The organism is Citrobacter sp. Res13-Sevr-PEB04-36 (assembly GCF_015672735.1).
GTDB lineage: Bacteria > Pseudomonadota > Gammaproteobacteria > Enterobacterales > Enterobacteriaceae > Citrobacter.
The window spans coordinates 26,605-40,823 of the sequence record NZ_JADABY010000063.1 but is presented as its reverse complement, the minus strand read 5'-3'; the positions used below and the strand labels follow the sequence as shown (position 1 = coordinate 40,823).

At 51.6% G+C, this 14,219-nt stretch carries 13 protein-coding genes and 5 tRNA genes; 11 read left to right on the top strand and 7 right to left on the bottom strand.

Features of this window, described 5'->3' with window-relative positions; genetic code table 11:
• Positions 1 to 95 precede the first annotated feature (95 nt).
• The 11 genes from csrA to IMQ48_RS17815 all read left to right on the top strand — a co-directional run bounded on the left by csrA (position 96) and on the right by IMQ48_RS17815 (position 6,945).
• Positions 96 to 281, top strand: coding sequence for a carbon storage regulator CsrA (csrA, locus tag IMQ48_RS17865; protein WP_000906486.1), 186 nt, complete (start codon positions 96 to 98; stop codon positions 279 to 281).
• Positions 282 to 660: 379 nt separating this feature from the next.
• Positions 661 to 753: transfer RNA gene (locus IMQ48_RS17860), tRNA-Ser, on the top strand.
• A gap of 3 nt (positions 754 to 756) precedes the next feature.
• Positions 757 to 833, top strand: a tRNA-Arg gene (locus IMQ48_RS17855).
• Between the two features lie 60 nt (positions 834 to 893).
• Positions 894 to 970, top strand: a tRNA-Arg gene (locus IMQ48_RS17850).
• A 194-nt stretch (positions 971 to 1,164) separates the two neighbouring features.
• Positions 1,165 to 1,241, top strand: a tRNA-Arg gene (locus tag IMQ48_RS17845).
• A gap of 194 nt (positions 1,242 to 1,435) precedes the next feature.
• Positions 1,436 to 1,512: transfer RNA gene (locus IMQ48_RS17840), tRNA-Arg, on the top strand.
• Between the two features lie 301 nt (positions 1,513 to 1,813).
• Positions 1,814 to 2,380: a fructose-1-phosphate/6-phosphogluconate phosphatase gene (gene yqaB, locus IMQ48_RS17835; RefSeq protein WP_196210079.1), complete on the top strand. Its 567-nt coding sequence runs from the start codon at positions 1,814 to 1,816 to the stop codon at positions 2,378 to 2,380.
• On the top strand, positions 2,377 to 2,805 hold the full coding sequence (locus IMQ48_RS17830) for a YqaA family protein (RefSeq protein WP_038633018.1): 429 nt from the start codon (positions 2,377 to 2,379) through the stop codon (positions 2,803 to 2,805). The genes yqaB and IMQ48_RS17830 overlap by 4 nt, the downstream gene beginning before the upstream one ends.
• 77 nt (positions 2,806 to 2,882) lie before the next feature.
• Positions 2,883 to 4,439: a glutamate--cysteine ligase gene (gene gshA, locus IMQ48_RS17825; protein ID WP_196210078.1), complete on the top strand. Its 1,557-nt coding sequence runs from the start codon at positions 2,883 to 2,885 to the stop codon at positions 4,437 to 4,439.
• Between the two features lie 149 nt (positions 4,440 to 4,588).
• A complete protein-coding gene (gene luxS, locus IMQ48_RS17820; protein WP_016154160.1) occupies positions 4,589 to 5,104 on the top strand; it encodes an S-ribosylhomocysteine lyase in 516 nt (171 codons plus the stop codon).
• Between the two features lie 470 nt (positions 5,105 to 5,574).
• A complete protein-coding gene (locus IMQ48_RS17815; protein WP_196210077.1) occupies positions 5,575 to 6,945 on the top strand; it encodes a carbohydrate porin in 1,371 nt (456 codons plus the stop codon).
• 47 nt (positions 6,946 to 6,992) lie between these two features.
• Here IMQ48_RS17815 and emrB read toward each other — a convergent pair whose 3' ends face one another.
• The 7 genes from emrB to proX form a co-directional block, all read right to left on the bottom strand.
• Positions 6,993 to 8,531, bottom strand: coding sequence for a multidrug efflux MFS transporter permease subunit EmrB (gene emrB / locus IMQ48_RS17810; RefSeq protein ID WP_181596333.1), 1,539 nt, complete (start codon positions 8,529 to 8,531; stop codon positions 6,993 to 6,995).
• Between the two features lie 16 nt (positions 8,532 to 8,547).
• Positions 8,548 to 9,720, bottom strand: coding sequence for a multidrug efflux MFS transporter periplasmic adaptor subunit EmrA (emrA, locus tag IMQ48_RS17805; RefSeq protein ID WP_196210076.1), 1,173 nt, complete (start codon positions 9,718 to 9,720; stop codon positions 8,548 to 8,550).
• Positions 9,721 to 9,849: 129 nt separating this feature from the next.
• Positions 9,850 to 10,380, bottom strand: a complete 531-nt coding sequence (mprA, locus tag IMQ48_RS17800) for a transcriptional repressor MprA (RefSeq protein WP_196210075.1) — start codon at positions 10,378 to 10,380, stop codon at positions 9,850 to 9,852.
• 90 nt (positions 10,381 to 10,470) lie between these two features.
• Positions 10,471 to 10,806 carry an L-valine transporter subunit YgaH gene (gene ygaH, locus IMQ48_RS17795; RefSeq protein ID WP_196210074.1) on the bottom strand — a complete coding sequence of 112 codons (336 nt, stop codon included), beginning with the start codon at positions 10,804 to 10,806 and terminating at the stop codon, positions 10,471 to 10,473.
• Positions 10,796 to 11,533 carry an AzlC family ABC transporter permease gene (locus IMQ48_RS17790; RefSeq protein WP_196210073.1) on the bottom strand — a complete coding sequence of 246 codons (738 nt, stop codon included), beginning with the start codon at positions 11,531 to 11,533 and terminating at the stop codon, positions 10,796 to 10,798. Before IMQ48_RS17790 ends, ygaH begins: the two co-directional genes overlap by 11 nt.
• A 122-nt stretch (positions 11,534 to 11,655) precedes the next feature.
• Positions 11,656 to 12,840: an MFS transporter gene (locus IMQ48_RS17785; protein WP_196210072.1), complete on the bottom strand. Its 1,185-nt coding sequence runs from the start codon at positions 12,838 to 12,840 to the stop codon at positions 11,656 to 11,658.
• Positions 12,841 to 13,040: 200 nt separating this feature from the next.
• Positions 13,041 to 14,036 (bottom strand): glycine betaine/L-proline ABC transporter substrate-binding protein ProX, encoded by a 996-nt coding sequence (proX, locus tag IMQ48_RS17780; RefSeq protein ID WP_196210071.1) that lies wholly within the window; start codon positions 14,034 to 14,036, stop codon positions 13,041 to 13,043.
• Between the last annotated feature and the right edge of the window lie 183 nt (positions 14,037 to 14,219).

Sequence of the window (14,219 nt, the reverse complement as noted above, 5' to 3'; positions counted from 1 at the left end):
TAGGTGTTTGTCATCGCTTACTTTTTGGCGTTATATGATGGATAATGCCGGGATACAGAGAGACCCGACTCTTTTAATCTTTCAAGGAGCAAAGAATGCTGATTCTGACTCGTCGAGTTGGTGAAACCCTCATGATTGGCGATGAGGTCACCGTGACAGTTTTAGGGGTGAAGGGCAACCAGGTACGCATTGGCGTAAACGCCCCGAAAGAAGTTTCTGTCCATCGGGAAGAGATCTACCAGCGTATCCAGGCTGAAAAATCGCAGCAGTCCAGTTACTAAGGTTTTCGCGTCTCACCTTTCTGGTGAGGCGCAACCTGATTTAGCGCCACTCTTTTCTTACTTCTGTTACTTTTCCTTTTCGCTTTACCTCCTGATTCCTCCTTTGTTCGTCTGATTTCTCTCTGTGTTCACCGCAGCGCGTCCCTTTTTACTTTTTTGGTGATTATTCTGTTTGCCCCTCCCCCCGAGAAAACGCCAATTTATCTGTTGATAAAACACTCTTTTTGCTGTTTTTGCAGACTAATTGCGCGTGAAATGTGCAAACGATAAAAGCACTGGAAAAATTGTTTGACTTATAAGTCCCAGAAAGTAATATGTGCGCCACGCAGCGACGATGAGCAGAAACAAGTTCTTCGAAGCACTCGCAAGAGGCGTTGTTGGTGAGGTGGCCGAGAGGCTGAAGGCGCTCCCCTGCTAAGGGAGTATGCGGTCAAAAGCTGCATCCGGGGTTCGAATCCCCGCCTCACCGCCATTTGCATCCGTAGCTCAGCTGGATAGAGTACTCGGCTACGAACCGAGCGGTCGGAGGTTCGAATCCTCCCGGATGCACCATATTATCCGATATTGCTTTAGCAGCGATATCAACTCTGCAGTAAAGTAAGTTTCCCTGATGCATCCGTAGCTCAGCTGGATAGAGTACTCGGCTACGAACCGAGCGGTCGGAGGTTCGAATCCTCCCGGATGCACCATCTTCTCCGAGATAACAGCAAAACTGTTGTTTCATGGTATGCGAGATAATCGCGAGTACCAGGGAGGATAACGTTGCTTCAGCAACGGCCCGCAGGGCAAGGCGCAGCCGAGTAATCCTCCCGGATGCACCATCTCTTACTTGATGTTGCTTTTATAGTGATATCAATATCGGCAGTAAAATAAGTTCCCTGATGCATCCGTAGCTCAGCTGGATAGAGTACTCGGCTACGAACCGAGCGGTCGGAGGTTCGAATCCTCCCGGATGCACCATCTTCTCCGAGATAACAGTTAAACCGTTGTTTCATGGTCTGCGAGATAATCGCAAGCACCAGGGAGGATAGCGTTGCTTTAGCAACGACCCGTAGGGCGAGGCGCAGCCGAGTAATCCTCCCGGATGCACCATCTCTTACTTGATGTTGCTTTTATAGTGATATCAATATCGGCAGTAAAATAAGTTCCCTGATGCATCCGTAGCTCAGCTGGATAGAGTACTCGGCTACGAACCGAGCGGTCGGAGGTTCGAATCCTCCCGGATGCACCATCTTCTCGGAAATAACAGTTAAACCGTTGTTTCATGGTCTGCGAGATAATCGCAAGCACCAGGGAGGATAACGTTGCTTTAGCAACGGCCCGTAGGGCGAACGCCAGTGAGTAATCCCCCCGGATGCACCATCTTCTCCTGAATAACCGCTAATTTTCATCGCATAGTCTACGAAATAATCCCCAGCACCATCTCTCTTTTTCTGAATCAAACTCCTAAGACAATCCTTAATTCGCTGTCAGCGACAAAATCAATCAATTACGATAAAGTAACGTCTGGTCATTCGGCTTGTGAGAAGACAATGTACGAACGTTATGCGGGTTTGATTTTTGATATGGATGGCACCATTCTCGATACCGAGCCAACGCATCGTAAAGCGTGGCATGAGGTATTAGGGCGCTATGGACTCCGTTTTGACGAGCAGGCCATGGTCGCACTCAACGGTTCCCCAACGTGGCGTATTGCACAGTCGGTCATTGAACTGAATCATGCCGATCTCGATCCCCATGCGCTGGCGCGCGAAAAAACCGACAGCGTTAAAAGCATGCTGCTGGATAGCGTTCAGCCACTACCGCTGGTTGATGTCGTGAAAGCCTGGCATGGTCGTCGGCCAATGTCGGTTGGCACCGGGAGCGAAAGCGCCATTGCAGAGGCGCTGCTTGTTCATTTGGGGCTACGTCACTATTTTGATGCCGTCGTCGCTGCTGACCACGTACAACGACATAAGCCCGCGCCAGACACGTTTTTGCTGTGTGCCGAGCGTATGGGGGTTGCTCCGGCTCAATGTGTAGTATTCGAAGATGCTGACTTCGGCCTGCAAGCCGCGCGTGCAGCCGGTATGGATGCCGTGGATGTCCGGCTATTGTGAGTGATGGACTGTCACTCCTGTCACTGTTTGCCAGCAGTTTCCTCAGTGCTACGCTGTTGCCCGGAAATTCTGAAGTTGTTTTAGTGGCTCTGCTGATTTCCGGGGTGAGTCATCCTTGGGTCTTAGTCTTAACAGCAACAATGGGTAATAGCCTTGGAGGGTTAACTAACGTTATCCTTGGGCGTTTCTTCCCGTTGCGTAAAACGTCACGATGGCAAGAAAAAGCGACGGGTTGGCTGCGGCGCTATGGCGCTGTCACACTATTATTAAGCTGGATGCCGGTGGTAGGTGATTTGCTGTGCCTGCTAGCGGGGTGGATGCGCATCTCGTGGGGGCCAGTACTCTTTTTTTTATGTCTTGGCAAAGCGTTGCGTTATGTTGTGGTCGCAGCGGTTACGACGCAGGGCATTATGTGGTGGCACTAATTGTGTTGTGGAATAGCCTGTAGGGTAACCAATACCATTATGCTAATTAAAACGATTTTGACAGGCGGGAGGTCAATTTGATCCCGGACGTATCACAGGCATTGGCCTGGCTGGAAAAACATCCTCAGGCATTAAAGGGGATTCAACGTGGTCTGGAGCGCGAAACGCTGCGTGTTAATGCTGATGGCTCATTGGCGACGACAGGCCACCCGGATGTGTTAGGGTCAGCGCTGACGCATAAATGGATAACCACGGATTTTGCCGAAGCACTGCTGGAGTTTATTACTCCTCCGGGCGACGACATTCATAAAATGCTCACGTTTATGCGTGACCTGCATCGCTATACCGCCAGAAACCTGGGCGATGAGCGTATGTGGCCGCTGAGCATGCCTTGCTATATTGCGGAAGGTCAGGATATTGAGCTGGCGCAGTATGGCACTTCCAATATTGGTCGTCTGAAAACGCTTTACCGTGAAGGCCTTAAAAACCGTTACGGCGCGTTGATGCAAACAATTTCCGGCGTTCACTATAATTTCTCGCTGCCGATGGCATTCTGGCAGGCGAAATGCGGTGTAACGGACGATGAAGATGCCAAAGAGAAAGTGTCCGCAGGTTACTTCCGCTTGATCCGCAACTATTACCGTTTTGGTTGGGTGATTCCGTACCTGTTTGGTGCATCTCCGGCGATTTGTTCTTCCTTCCTGCAAGGAAAGCCCACAACTCTGCCATTTGAAAAAACCGATTGTGGTATGTATTACCTGCCGTATGCGACGTCACTGCGTTTGAGCGATTTGGGCTATACCAATAAGTCGCAAAGCAATCTCGGCATTACGTTTAACGATTTGCATGAGTATGTGGCAGGATTAAAGCGCGCGATTAAAACCCCTTCCGAGGAGTACGCGGCAATCGGACTGGAGAAAGACGGCAAACGTCTGCAAATTAACAGCAACGTGCTGCAGATTGAAAATGAACTGTACGCGCCTATTCGCCCGAAACGCGTGACGCGCAGTGGTGAATCTCCGTCAGATGCGCTACTGCGCGGCGGCATTGAATATATCGAAGTGCGTTCGCTGGATATTAACCCCTTCTCGCCAATCGGCGTAGATGAGCAGCAGGTACGTTTCCTCGATCTGTTTATGGTGTGGTGCGTTCTGGCGGATGCGCCGGAAATGAGCAGCGATGAACTGCTGTGCACGCGTACCAACTGGAATCGTGTGATTCTGGAAGGACGTAAGCCGGGCCTGACGCTAGGCATTGGCTGTGAAACCGCCCAGTTCCCGCTGCCGAAAGTGGGTAAAGATCTGTTCCGTGACCTGAAACGTGTGGCGCAAACGCTGGACAGCATCCATGGAGGAGAGGAGTATCAAAAAGTCTGTGACGAACTGGTTGCTTGCTTTGATAATCCTGAACTGACGTTTTCCGCGCGGATCCTGCGGTCTATGATTGATACAGGGATTGGTGGCACGGGTAAAGCGTTGGGCGAGGCTTACCGCAATCTGCTGCGCGAAGAACCGTTAGAGATAGTGCAGGAAGAGGAATTTATTGCTGAAACCGCGGCTTCAAAGCGTCGTCAGCAGGAGATTGAAGCGGCCGATACTGAGTCGTTTGCCGCGTGGCTCGAAAAGCACGCCTGATCCAAAAGAAAAAGGCCACTCGGGAGTGGCCAAAATTTCATCTCTGAAAACAGGGATGATGATAACAAATGCGCGTCTTTCATATACTCAGACTCGCACCGGAACAAAGAGTTCAGATTATTTTAAAAAAATTTATCGGAGGTGGCTAAATGCCGTTGTTAGATAGTTTTACTGTCGATCACACCCGGATGGAAGCTCCCGCAGTCCGGGTTGCAAAAACGATGAACACCCCACATGGCGACGCCATCACCGTGTTTGATCTGCGTTTCTGCATTCCGAACAAAGAAGTGATGCCTGAGAAAGGGATCCATACACTGGAACACCTGTTCGCTGGGTTTATGCGTAACCACCTCAACGGTAATGGTGTGGAGATTATCGATATCTCCCCAATGGGTTGCCGTACGGGCTTCTATATGAGCCTGATTGGTACGCCGGACGAGCAGCGTGTGGCTGATGCCTGGAAAGCGGCGATGGCTGACGTGCTGAAAGTGCAGGATCAAAATCAGATCCCGGAACTGAACGTTTACCAGTGCGGTACTTATCAGATGCACTCTCTCAGCGAAGCGCAGGATATTGCCCGTCATATCCTGGAACACGACGTGCGCGTTAACAGCAATGAAGAGCTGGCGCTGCCAAAAGAGAAATTGCAGGAATTACATATTTAGTTTAGCTAATTAGTTGTTCCAGTATTTAAATCAACCCCGGTTTATAGCCGGGGTTTTTTATTCCTTAATATAAGCCATAACTATTATATTTCTTGAGGAAATATATACCCGTCATACTTCAAGTTGCTTATGTGTTGGCTACGCTCGCTCACCCCAGTCACATAGTTATCTATGCTCCTGGGGACTCACTCCCTTGCCGCCTTTAAGCAACTCGAATTATTTAGGGTATAGTTTTGAATCATTAGTCGATAATCGCTCAAACAATAAATGTGATCTGGTAAACAGAAAGAAACGCGTAATTAATGCTTCTGGATCGCATTGATCACATAAATTAAAAAACATAAATAATTAATAGAAAAACATAATGGAATGCACCAGATAACCGGGTAATAACAAGACTCTCTTTATAGCCGGTGGATGAGATTTTTATCAAAACTTATCAGGTATACATTTAACTTTAGGGATGAAAAATGAAAGTGAAATATTTGGCGCTGATGATCGGGGCTTGCTTATCTCAAAACCTGTGGGCAGCAAATAACAGCACGATTGAGCAACGTTTGGCTGAACTGGAGCAGCGAGTTATTAGTGCTGAAAAGCGGGCGGTGAATGCTGAGTCGCAGATCCAGTTACTACAACAACAACAGGTAGCAGCGGTGCCAACGATCAACGTTGAATCAGCTGAACCTGTCACGGTAGACGCAAATCCACCGAAACTGACGTTATCCGGATTCAGCGATATTAAATTCTACGGTGATGTTGAATTTAATATGGATGCTGCCAGTCGTTCCGGTAGCCTGACCTCGACGCGCACCTCCGCCAACAAAGACTGGGCACCGGGAACCAATGAACGCTGGGATATCAACGGACGTCTGCTGCTGGGATTTGATGGCTACCAGCGGCTGAACAACGGTAACTTCGCCGGTTTCTCGGTCCAGCCGCTGGCTGATCTGACCGGCAAAATGAATCTCGATGATGCGGTCTTCTTCTTTGGGCGTGAGAATGACTGGAAAATTAAGGTCGGGCGCTTTGAAGCCTACGACATGTTCCCGCTGAATCAGGATACCTTTGTAGAATACTCGGGAAACACGGCGAATGACCTCTATAGCGATGGCTATGGCTACATCTATATGATGAAAGAGGGGCGTGGTCGTAGCGACAGCGGCGGAAACTTCCTGCTGAGTAAAACCCTCGATAACTGGTATTTTGAAGTGAACACACTGCTTGAAAATGGCAGCACGTTGTTCTCCGAGAAGCAGTATCACGGCATGGATTTAACCAGTGATAAAAATGTGGCCTATATTCGACCGGTTATCGCCTGGCAAAATGGCCGCTTCTCCACAGCGCTGGCAATGGAAAGTAACGTCGTGAATAATGCCTATGGCTATTACGATAACGGCAAGTGGATCGATCAGTCAGATCGTACGGGTTATGGTTTTACCATGACCTGGGATGGACAAAAAACCGATCCGGAAGAGGGCGCAGTCATTAACCTCAACACAGCGTATATGGATGCGACCGATGAAACCGACTTTACCGCTGGGGTAAATGCGTTATGGCATCGTTTTGAGCTGGGTTACATCTATGCACATAATAAAATTGAAGCATTCAACGCAACTAATATTGATGCTGTGTGTGATGATGATTGCTGGATCACCGATCCAGGCAATTATGATATCCACACCATCCATGCTTCATATTTATTCCCCAACGTGATGGATATGAAAAACTTTAATATTTATCTCGGTGCCTATGCTTCATGGGTTGAGGCCGATCCGCATAATGGCAACAGCAGTGAAGATGCGCGTTACGGCGGACGTCTGAGATTCAAATATTACTTTTGATCGCAAGTCTAATAAAAAGGGATCCGCAGATCCCTTTTTGCGCTGTCTTAGTGCGCGCCGCCGCCGCCGCCGCCCGCACCGAATGGCGGTTTGGCGAACCACACCAGGCTGAGCAGTAGGATGAATATCCCCGCCGACATCCAGAAGATTTCGTTGGCGGAAATTATCAGACCCTGGTTGGTAATTTGCTGCGCCAGCCAGCCGGAGGCCTGCTGCTGGGTCATCCCAAGATCCTGCAACTGGCTATACATCGCCTGTGCATTAGGGTTGTAGGGGTTTACTGACTCCGTCAACTGCGCGTGATGCAACGACTCACGGCTAGTCCACATCGTTGTGGTAATCGATGTGCCGATTGAACCTGCCAGCGTTCGCGTAAAGTTAGACAAGCTTGACGCCGCCGCCAGACGCTCAGGCGGTAAGCCAGACAGCGTGATGGTGGTCAGTGGCATGAAGAAGCAGGCCACGGCGAACCCCTGAATAAATTGCGGCCAGGCCGATGCGCCAAAATCCATACCGGGTTCGAACGTCCATGCGCGCCAGTAGAAACAGACGGCATACATAATAAAACTAAACGTGACCAGCCGACGCATATCCAGTTTGTGGGCGAAACGACCGATAATCGGCGACAGGATCACCGGGATTATCCCCACCGGCGCGGAGGCCAGACCTGCCCAGGTCGCTGTGTATCCGTAGACCTCTTGCAACAACTGCGGCAGCAGAACGATAGCGCCAAAGTAGAGCATATAGGCCAGGCTGATACACAGGCAGCCGATGGTAAAGTTTCGCGACTTAAACAGCGAGAGATCGACAATCGGGTTATCGTCGGTAAGCTCCCAGACAATCAGGAAGCTGATGGCCACCACGGCGACGACAGTCAGGATAATAATTTCCTGCGAGGCGAACCAGTCCAGCTCTTTACCGCGATCAAGCATAATCTGCAAACTGCCGATACCGATGACCAACAGCGCCAGACCAATGGCGTCAATGCGCCGCTGTTCGGTGCGAGTTTCCCGGCCACGCAGAGTTTGCAGTGTCATCAACACCACCACCGCCCCGATCGGCACGTTAATGAAGAATATCCAGCCCCAGTGATAGTTGTCGCTGATATAGCCCCCAAGAATCGGGCCACAAATAGGGGCGACAATCACCGTCATTGACCACAGCGCGAGGGCGATGGACCGTTTGGCGGGAGGATAGTTATTCAGTAACAGGCTTTGCGAAAGCGGAATTAATGGACCGGCGACAATCCCCTGAATCACGCGGAAGAAAATCAGCATGGTCAGGCTGTTGGACATCCCACACGCCCATGACGCAATGACAAAGCCGATGGTGGACCACATGAACAGCTTTACTTCACCAAAGCGTTTGGCCAGCCAGCCGGTGATCGGAATGGAGATAGCATTCGCCACCCCGAAAGAGGTGATCACCCAGGTCCCCTGGCTCAGTGAAGAGCCGAGGTTCCCGGCAATAGTGGGGATCGCCACGTTAGCAATGGTGGAGTCCAGCACCTGCATGAATGTCGCCAGTGACAGCGCGATCGTCATAATGACGAGCTGCGCGCCTTCCAGCGGTTTTTGCTGTTGCATCACACGCACCTTTGAATTAGCCCGCGTTGGCCCGCACGATCTCTTCGATCATTTTATTGACCGGAGCAAGGTTGATTTCTCGAGCATTACTTTCTGCAACCGGTGTTGTACGCACCTGGCTTGCCAGAATTTGTCCGTCACGATTTTGGGTATCGACCGTTACCAGCGTAGACAGCCCAATGCGCAGAGGATGTTGCGCCAGCTGTTGGGCATCCAGCTCTATACGTACGGGCAGACGCTGGACGACTTTGATCCAGTTACCAGTCGCGTTTTGTGCTGGCAGCAGAGAGAAGGCGCTACCGGTCCCCATATCGAGTCCGACAACCTTACCGGTGTATTTCACGTCATCGCCGTAAATATCACTGATCACCGTTGCCGGTTGGCCGATGCGCATATGCGCGAGCTGGGTTTCTTTGAAGTTGGCGTCCACCCACAGGTTGGTGGCAGGGACAACGGCCATCAGCGGTGTGGTTGGGCTAATCTGCGCGCCAGGTTGCACGGCACGACGGGACACGTAGCCGGTCATCGGGCTGACAATTTTAGTACGTTCCAGCGCCAGCCAGGCATTACGCACTTCAGTGGCCGCTTGTTGCACGGCAGGCTGGTCTTCCAGCTTACTGCCGAGGATCATCGCCTGGTTGGCGTTATATTGCTGTATTGCGACATCAAGCTGAGCCTGCGCGCTGGCAACGGCATCACGCGCATGTTGCAGTTCTTCGCGACCGATCAGGTTAGCGTTCCCCAACGGGACACGGCGATTAAAGTCACTTTGCGCCTGCGCCAGGGCGGTTTTCTGCACCTCAATGCTGGCCTGAAGCTGCTTGCTGTTGATCATCAACTGGTGCGTCTGGCGCACGCTGGAGGCCAGCGCCGTTTTGGCTTTTTCAAGCGCCTGCTTAGCGTCCGTCTGGTCGAGGGTCACCAGCACGTCGCCTTGTTTGACATAGTCAGTGTTATCAGCCCAGACTTTCGTCACGCTGCCTGATACCTGCGCCATGATTTGAACCTGGTTCCCTGCCACGTACGCATCGTCTGTCTCTTCGACATGACGCAGTACTAAAAACCAATAAATCCCATAGGCCACGGCAATGATAATAAAGAGCAAGGTCAGAAGCAGCAGCATACTTTTACGTTTACCATTCTTCCTGACCGGTTGCTGCGGGGTTTGAGTCTCCGCATTTGCGCTCATGTTGTTCTCCACGATCTTATTTTTTTCTCATCGGCTGAGCCGACCTGTTTATCAGAAAGGCCAGCAGGGTGACCTGCTGGCCTGTCGGTTTTTCATTTATCAATCTGGATTTTTGAGCGAGTCGGCGCGTTAACGCAGCGCTTCGAGTACCGTGCCATCCTGCTCCATCTGATCAAGACGGGTCAGAAGCTTACGGGTGATGTGCTCAAGCTGTTCTTTTTCAGTGGTGCTAAGAGACGACCAGAGCTGATGCAGACAGTTATGCTGAGGCGGTAATACCTCTTGCAAGAATGCATGGCCTTTCTCGGTCAGTTGCAGATGCAGGCAGCGGCGATCGTTATCGCTTTCACGACGTTCGATCCAGCCACGTTTTTCTAACTCATCCGCGATACGCGTGGCGTTAGTCCGCGACGAACCCAGTGCGCAACTCAGTTCAGAAGGCTGAATACTGTGGTTTTCCTGAGACTCCAGCGTAATCAACGCCATAAACAACGTCTCGTTAATCCCTTGAGCTTTCAGCATTTTATTGCGGTTTTCCAGCAGCTTGCCCTGCATGTGCATGCAAAGACGAGTCAGAAGAACTTCCTGGTACGGGAACTCTTCGTAGCGGCTGGCGCGAAATTTTAGCATTTGTTCAATGGGCGTAAACGAACTATCCATTTGGGTATAACCTCATTAATTTCAGCCGATATAGTAACGACAGTGACAAATAAAGTAAATGTATTATTTATTTAAAATGATTATTTTCACCTATAAAACAACCCACATTTTCCAGGCTAATCCGTAGCCCAGAGCACTCAGCAATGTCGGAATGATGATGCTGCGGGTCTTAAAATAGCTTGCGCCCAGTACAACAAACCCCACCAGTGTTGGCACAAACCGACGTGCGTCGTGCATAATTTCTGGTGCGGTAGACACCACCAGCAGGGCGCAAATTGATGCAATGCCAATGGTGTCGAGTAATATGCCGGTTGCGCCGCGTTTTGTCGGGCGAACATTTCCCACCCCCAGACGCAGCGGCAAATAACGAAAGCAGTAATTGACGCAGCCGACCAGCAGACCAAGCAGCAGAACCTCATAACTCATCAGGTCCTCCCTGCCAGAATGACTGGATAAGCGCCGTCAGGCAGCCGCAGACAATACCTGCGAGTATGGCTGCAGGGATGGAAAATAACGTCACGCCCGCCATTGCTCCAGCGAGCGCCGCCGTAACGCACAGCGCCTGTTTACGCTGAAATGACGCGAGCAGAAAACTCATAAACAGCGCCGGGAGCATAAAACCCAGCGCCGCTTCGACCGCCGGAAAATCCTTCAGTAAGCCACTGCCGGAGAACGCGCCAATAATCGTACCGAATACCCATGAAATCCAGGCACATAGTGCGATCCCCATCATCCAGTTCTCGCTCCAGCGACGATTATCCCGTACCAGCTTCGCCGTTGCAGCGGCAAACACTTCATCAGTGAGGCCAAAGGCCCATAATGCGCTTTTAGGTTTATTGAGTCGTTGGGCTATGCGGCTACGCAGGGAGGGACCATACAATACATGGCGCACGTCCATGGCCATCACAGTGAGCGCGGCGACCCACAGCGAACTGCCTGCGGCAAGCATGGTAGTGATGACGAACTGGCTGGCGCCGGCATAGATAATACAGGAGAAAAAGACGCTTTCGACGGGCGTAAAGCCCAGGCGAGTGGCATTGAGACCAAATGCAAAAGCGACAGGAATATAGCTGATGACGATCGGCAGGCTGTCTTTGAATCCTTCCGTGAACGTTGCCGGGCTGGGGTCTGACTGGGGAACAGGGCTTTCCATAGGATTATAGGCTTCATTACCGAAATTTAAATAACCTGGCTCAATGAGTTATAACCTTAGCAGACTGATGAGCTCCTTAACACCCTGAGGAGCTCAATCAGCGGCAAACACGCGCTATACGCTTAATTTACGGCTTCCTGGCGGTGAAAACCTCGCCACCAGACCAGCAGGTTGAGTATGGCAACGGTCGTACCTGCCAGACAAACGCCAGCCCAGCCGGCATGCTGCCAGGCAGAGGCTGAAATCAGTGAACCTGCCGCCCCGCCAATAAAATAGCTGGTCATATAGCCGGCGGTCAGTCGGTTACGCGCATCCGGGTGAATGCGGTAAATAACCGTCTGGTTGGTGATATGCACGCCCTGAACGGTGAGATCCAGTACCAGAATGCCAATTATCAGCATCGGTACTGACGTATGACCCAACCAGATTGCCAGCCAGGAGAGCAGCAGTAACAACAGACCTAATGTCGTGGTGAGATGGGATTTGCCCTTATCGGCAAATCCACCTGCTGGACGAGCGCCGAGCGCACCGGCGGCACCGGCCAGGCCAAACAGGCCAATCATGCCTTCTGAATAGTTAAACGGCGGTGCCGCCAGTAAAAACGCCATTGATGTCCAGAGAATACTGAAGTTGGCAAACGTCAGGCAGCCCAGCATCGCCCGGGTACGCAGCAGTTTATCGTGGATAAACAGGCTGAAGACCGAGCCTAACAACTGTGGATAGTTGAGATGGGTTTCTGATTTCATCTTCGGCAGGCCGCGCCACAGCGCGATAGCCATCAGCGCCATCAGCACCGAGGCGACCCAAAATACCGTGCGCCAGCCGCCGAGGTTCGCCAGCAGCCCGGCCACGGTACGGGCCAGTAAAATCCCCAACAGCAGACCACTCATAATGGTGCCAACGACCTTACCTCGTTTGTCCGGTGTGGCGAGCGTGGCCGCCAGCGGAACCAATATTTGTGCTACCACGGAGAACAGCCCGGTCAGCGCGGTGCCGAGGATCAGCATGCCCAGCGACTGGCTGCTGGCGGTAATCAACATGCCGCCTGCAGCGAGCAACGTCATGGACACGATAAGCCCCCGACGCTCAAACATATCGCCAAGCGGCACCAGAAACAGCAGACCCGCGGCGTAGCCAAGCTGTGCTGCGGTGACGATAAAGCCTGCGGTACTGGCAGATAATGAGAAGTTGCGCGCGATGGTATCGAGCAGCGGCTGGGCGTAATAGTTACTGGCGACGGCGAGACCCGTGGCGATGGACATGAGCAGGATCAGCGATCGGCTAAGTCCCTGAGAGGAATTTGTCATTGTTTTCAGCTGAATAATGGATTTCTGAAACAATCATAACGGAAGTGGATAAATGTTGCTGATTTGTTAGGTGATGGATTGTGCGGTTTAGGGGGAGTGGAGAGCTGCGTGCCGGATAAGGCGCATTGCGCCACCATCCGGCATTGGTGTGGTTACTTACTGTGCCTGATGGCGCTACGCTTATCAGGCCTACGAGTGGGTTACTTCTGCGCAGCTAATGCTTCTTTTACCCAGCCGTCGAACTGCTGCTGGTGGGCTTTGATCCAACCATCAACGTGACCCTGCACGTCGGCTTCGGAAGCTTTGCCCTCATGCATCATCGCGTTCTGCGCGTTGATGTCCGCCAGAGGCAGCTTGATGATGGCAAACAGCTTTGCCGCGGCCGGGTTTTTCTCTGCCCACGCCTTATTGGCTACGATATGCATGGTGTTGACCGGGAAGCCGTAGTTCGCGCCGTTTGGCAGCTTGGTATCAATGTCTTTTTGCTCACCGGGCAGGGAAGAGAACGGCACCTGCAGCCACACCACGTCTTTGCCCGGCTTCATCACGTCGCTGACCCAGTATGGTGTCCAGGTGTAGTACAGAATCGGTTTGCCTTCTTTAAAGCGCGTGATGGTGTCAGCCATCATCGCCGCGTAGTTACCGTGGCTGACGTCGACCGTTTTTTCCAGATCGAAGGCTTTGTTCTGGTGGTTGATGACCGCTTCGCAGCCCCAGCCTGGTGAACAGCCCATCATGTCGGCTTTACCGTCGCCGTTGGTATCAAAGATTTTGGCAATCTTTGGATCTTTCAACTGGGCGATATTGGTGATTTTGTACTGCTCAGCGGTTTTTTTGTCGATCAGATACCCCTGCGCTGCACCCGTCACGAATACCCCTTCGCGGTAGAACTTTTTGTCTCCGCCCGCGGCGGCGTACATGTCGTCATGCAGTGGCTGCCAGTTCACGGCGGTAAAGGTGGCATCGCCAGAAGCAATAGAGGTGTAGCCGACGTTGTAATCAACTTCGCTGGCTTTGTTGACGGTATAACCCAGTTTTTCCAGCGCACGAGCGACCAGCTGTGTCTGGAAAGATTCTTCAGAGATCGTGCTCTGGATAGGTTGCACGGTAATGCCTTTGCCCGGCAGGTCGGCAGCGAAAGTGCTGGTGGAGACAAGGGTGGCAAACGCTGTGGCAAAAAGTACGGTATGTCGCATCGTTGTTCCTTATTACACTTCATCCTTCAAGCTGCCTCTTTGTTGGCTGCACTCATGCCCCCCAGTCACGTACTGCTTGTACGCTCCTGGGGATACATTCGTTTGCCGCCGCAATGTAACTTGAATGATTTTGTGTAAGTTAATGAATTGTAGGCCCGGTAAGCCATGCGCCACCGGGCAACA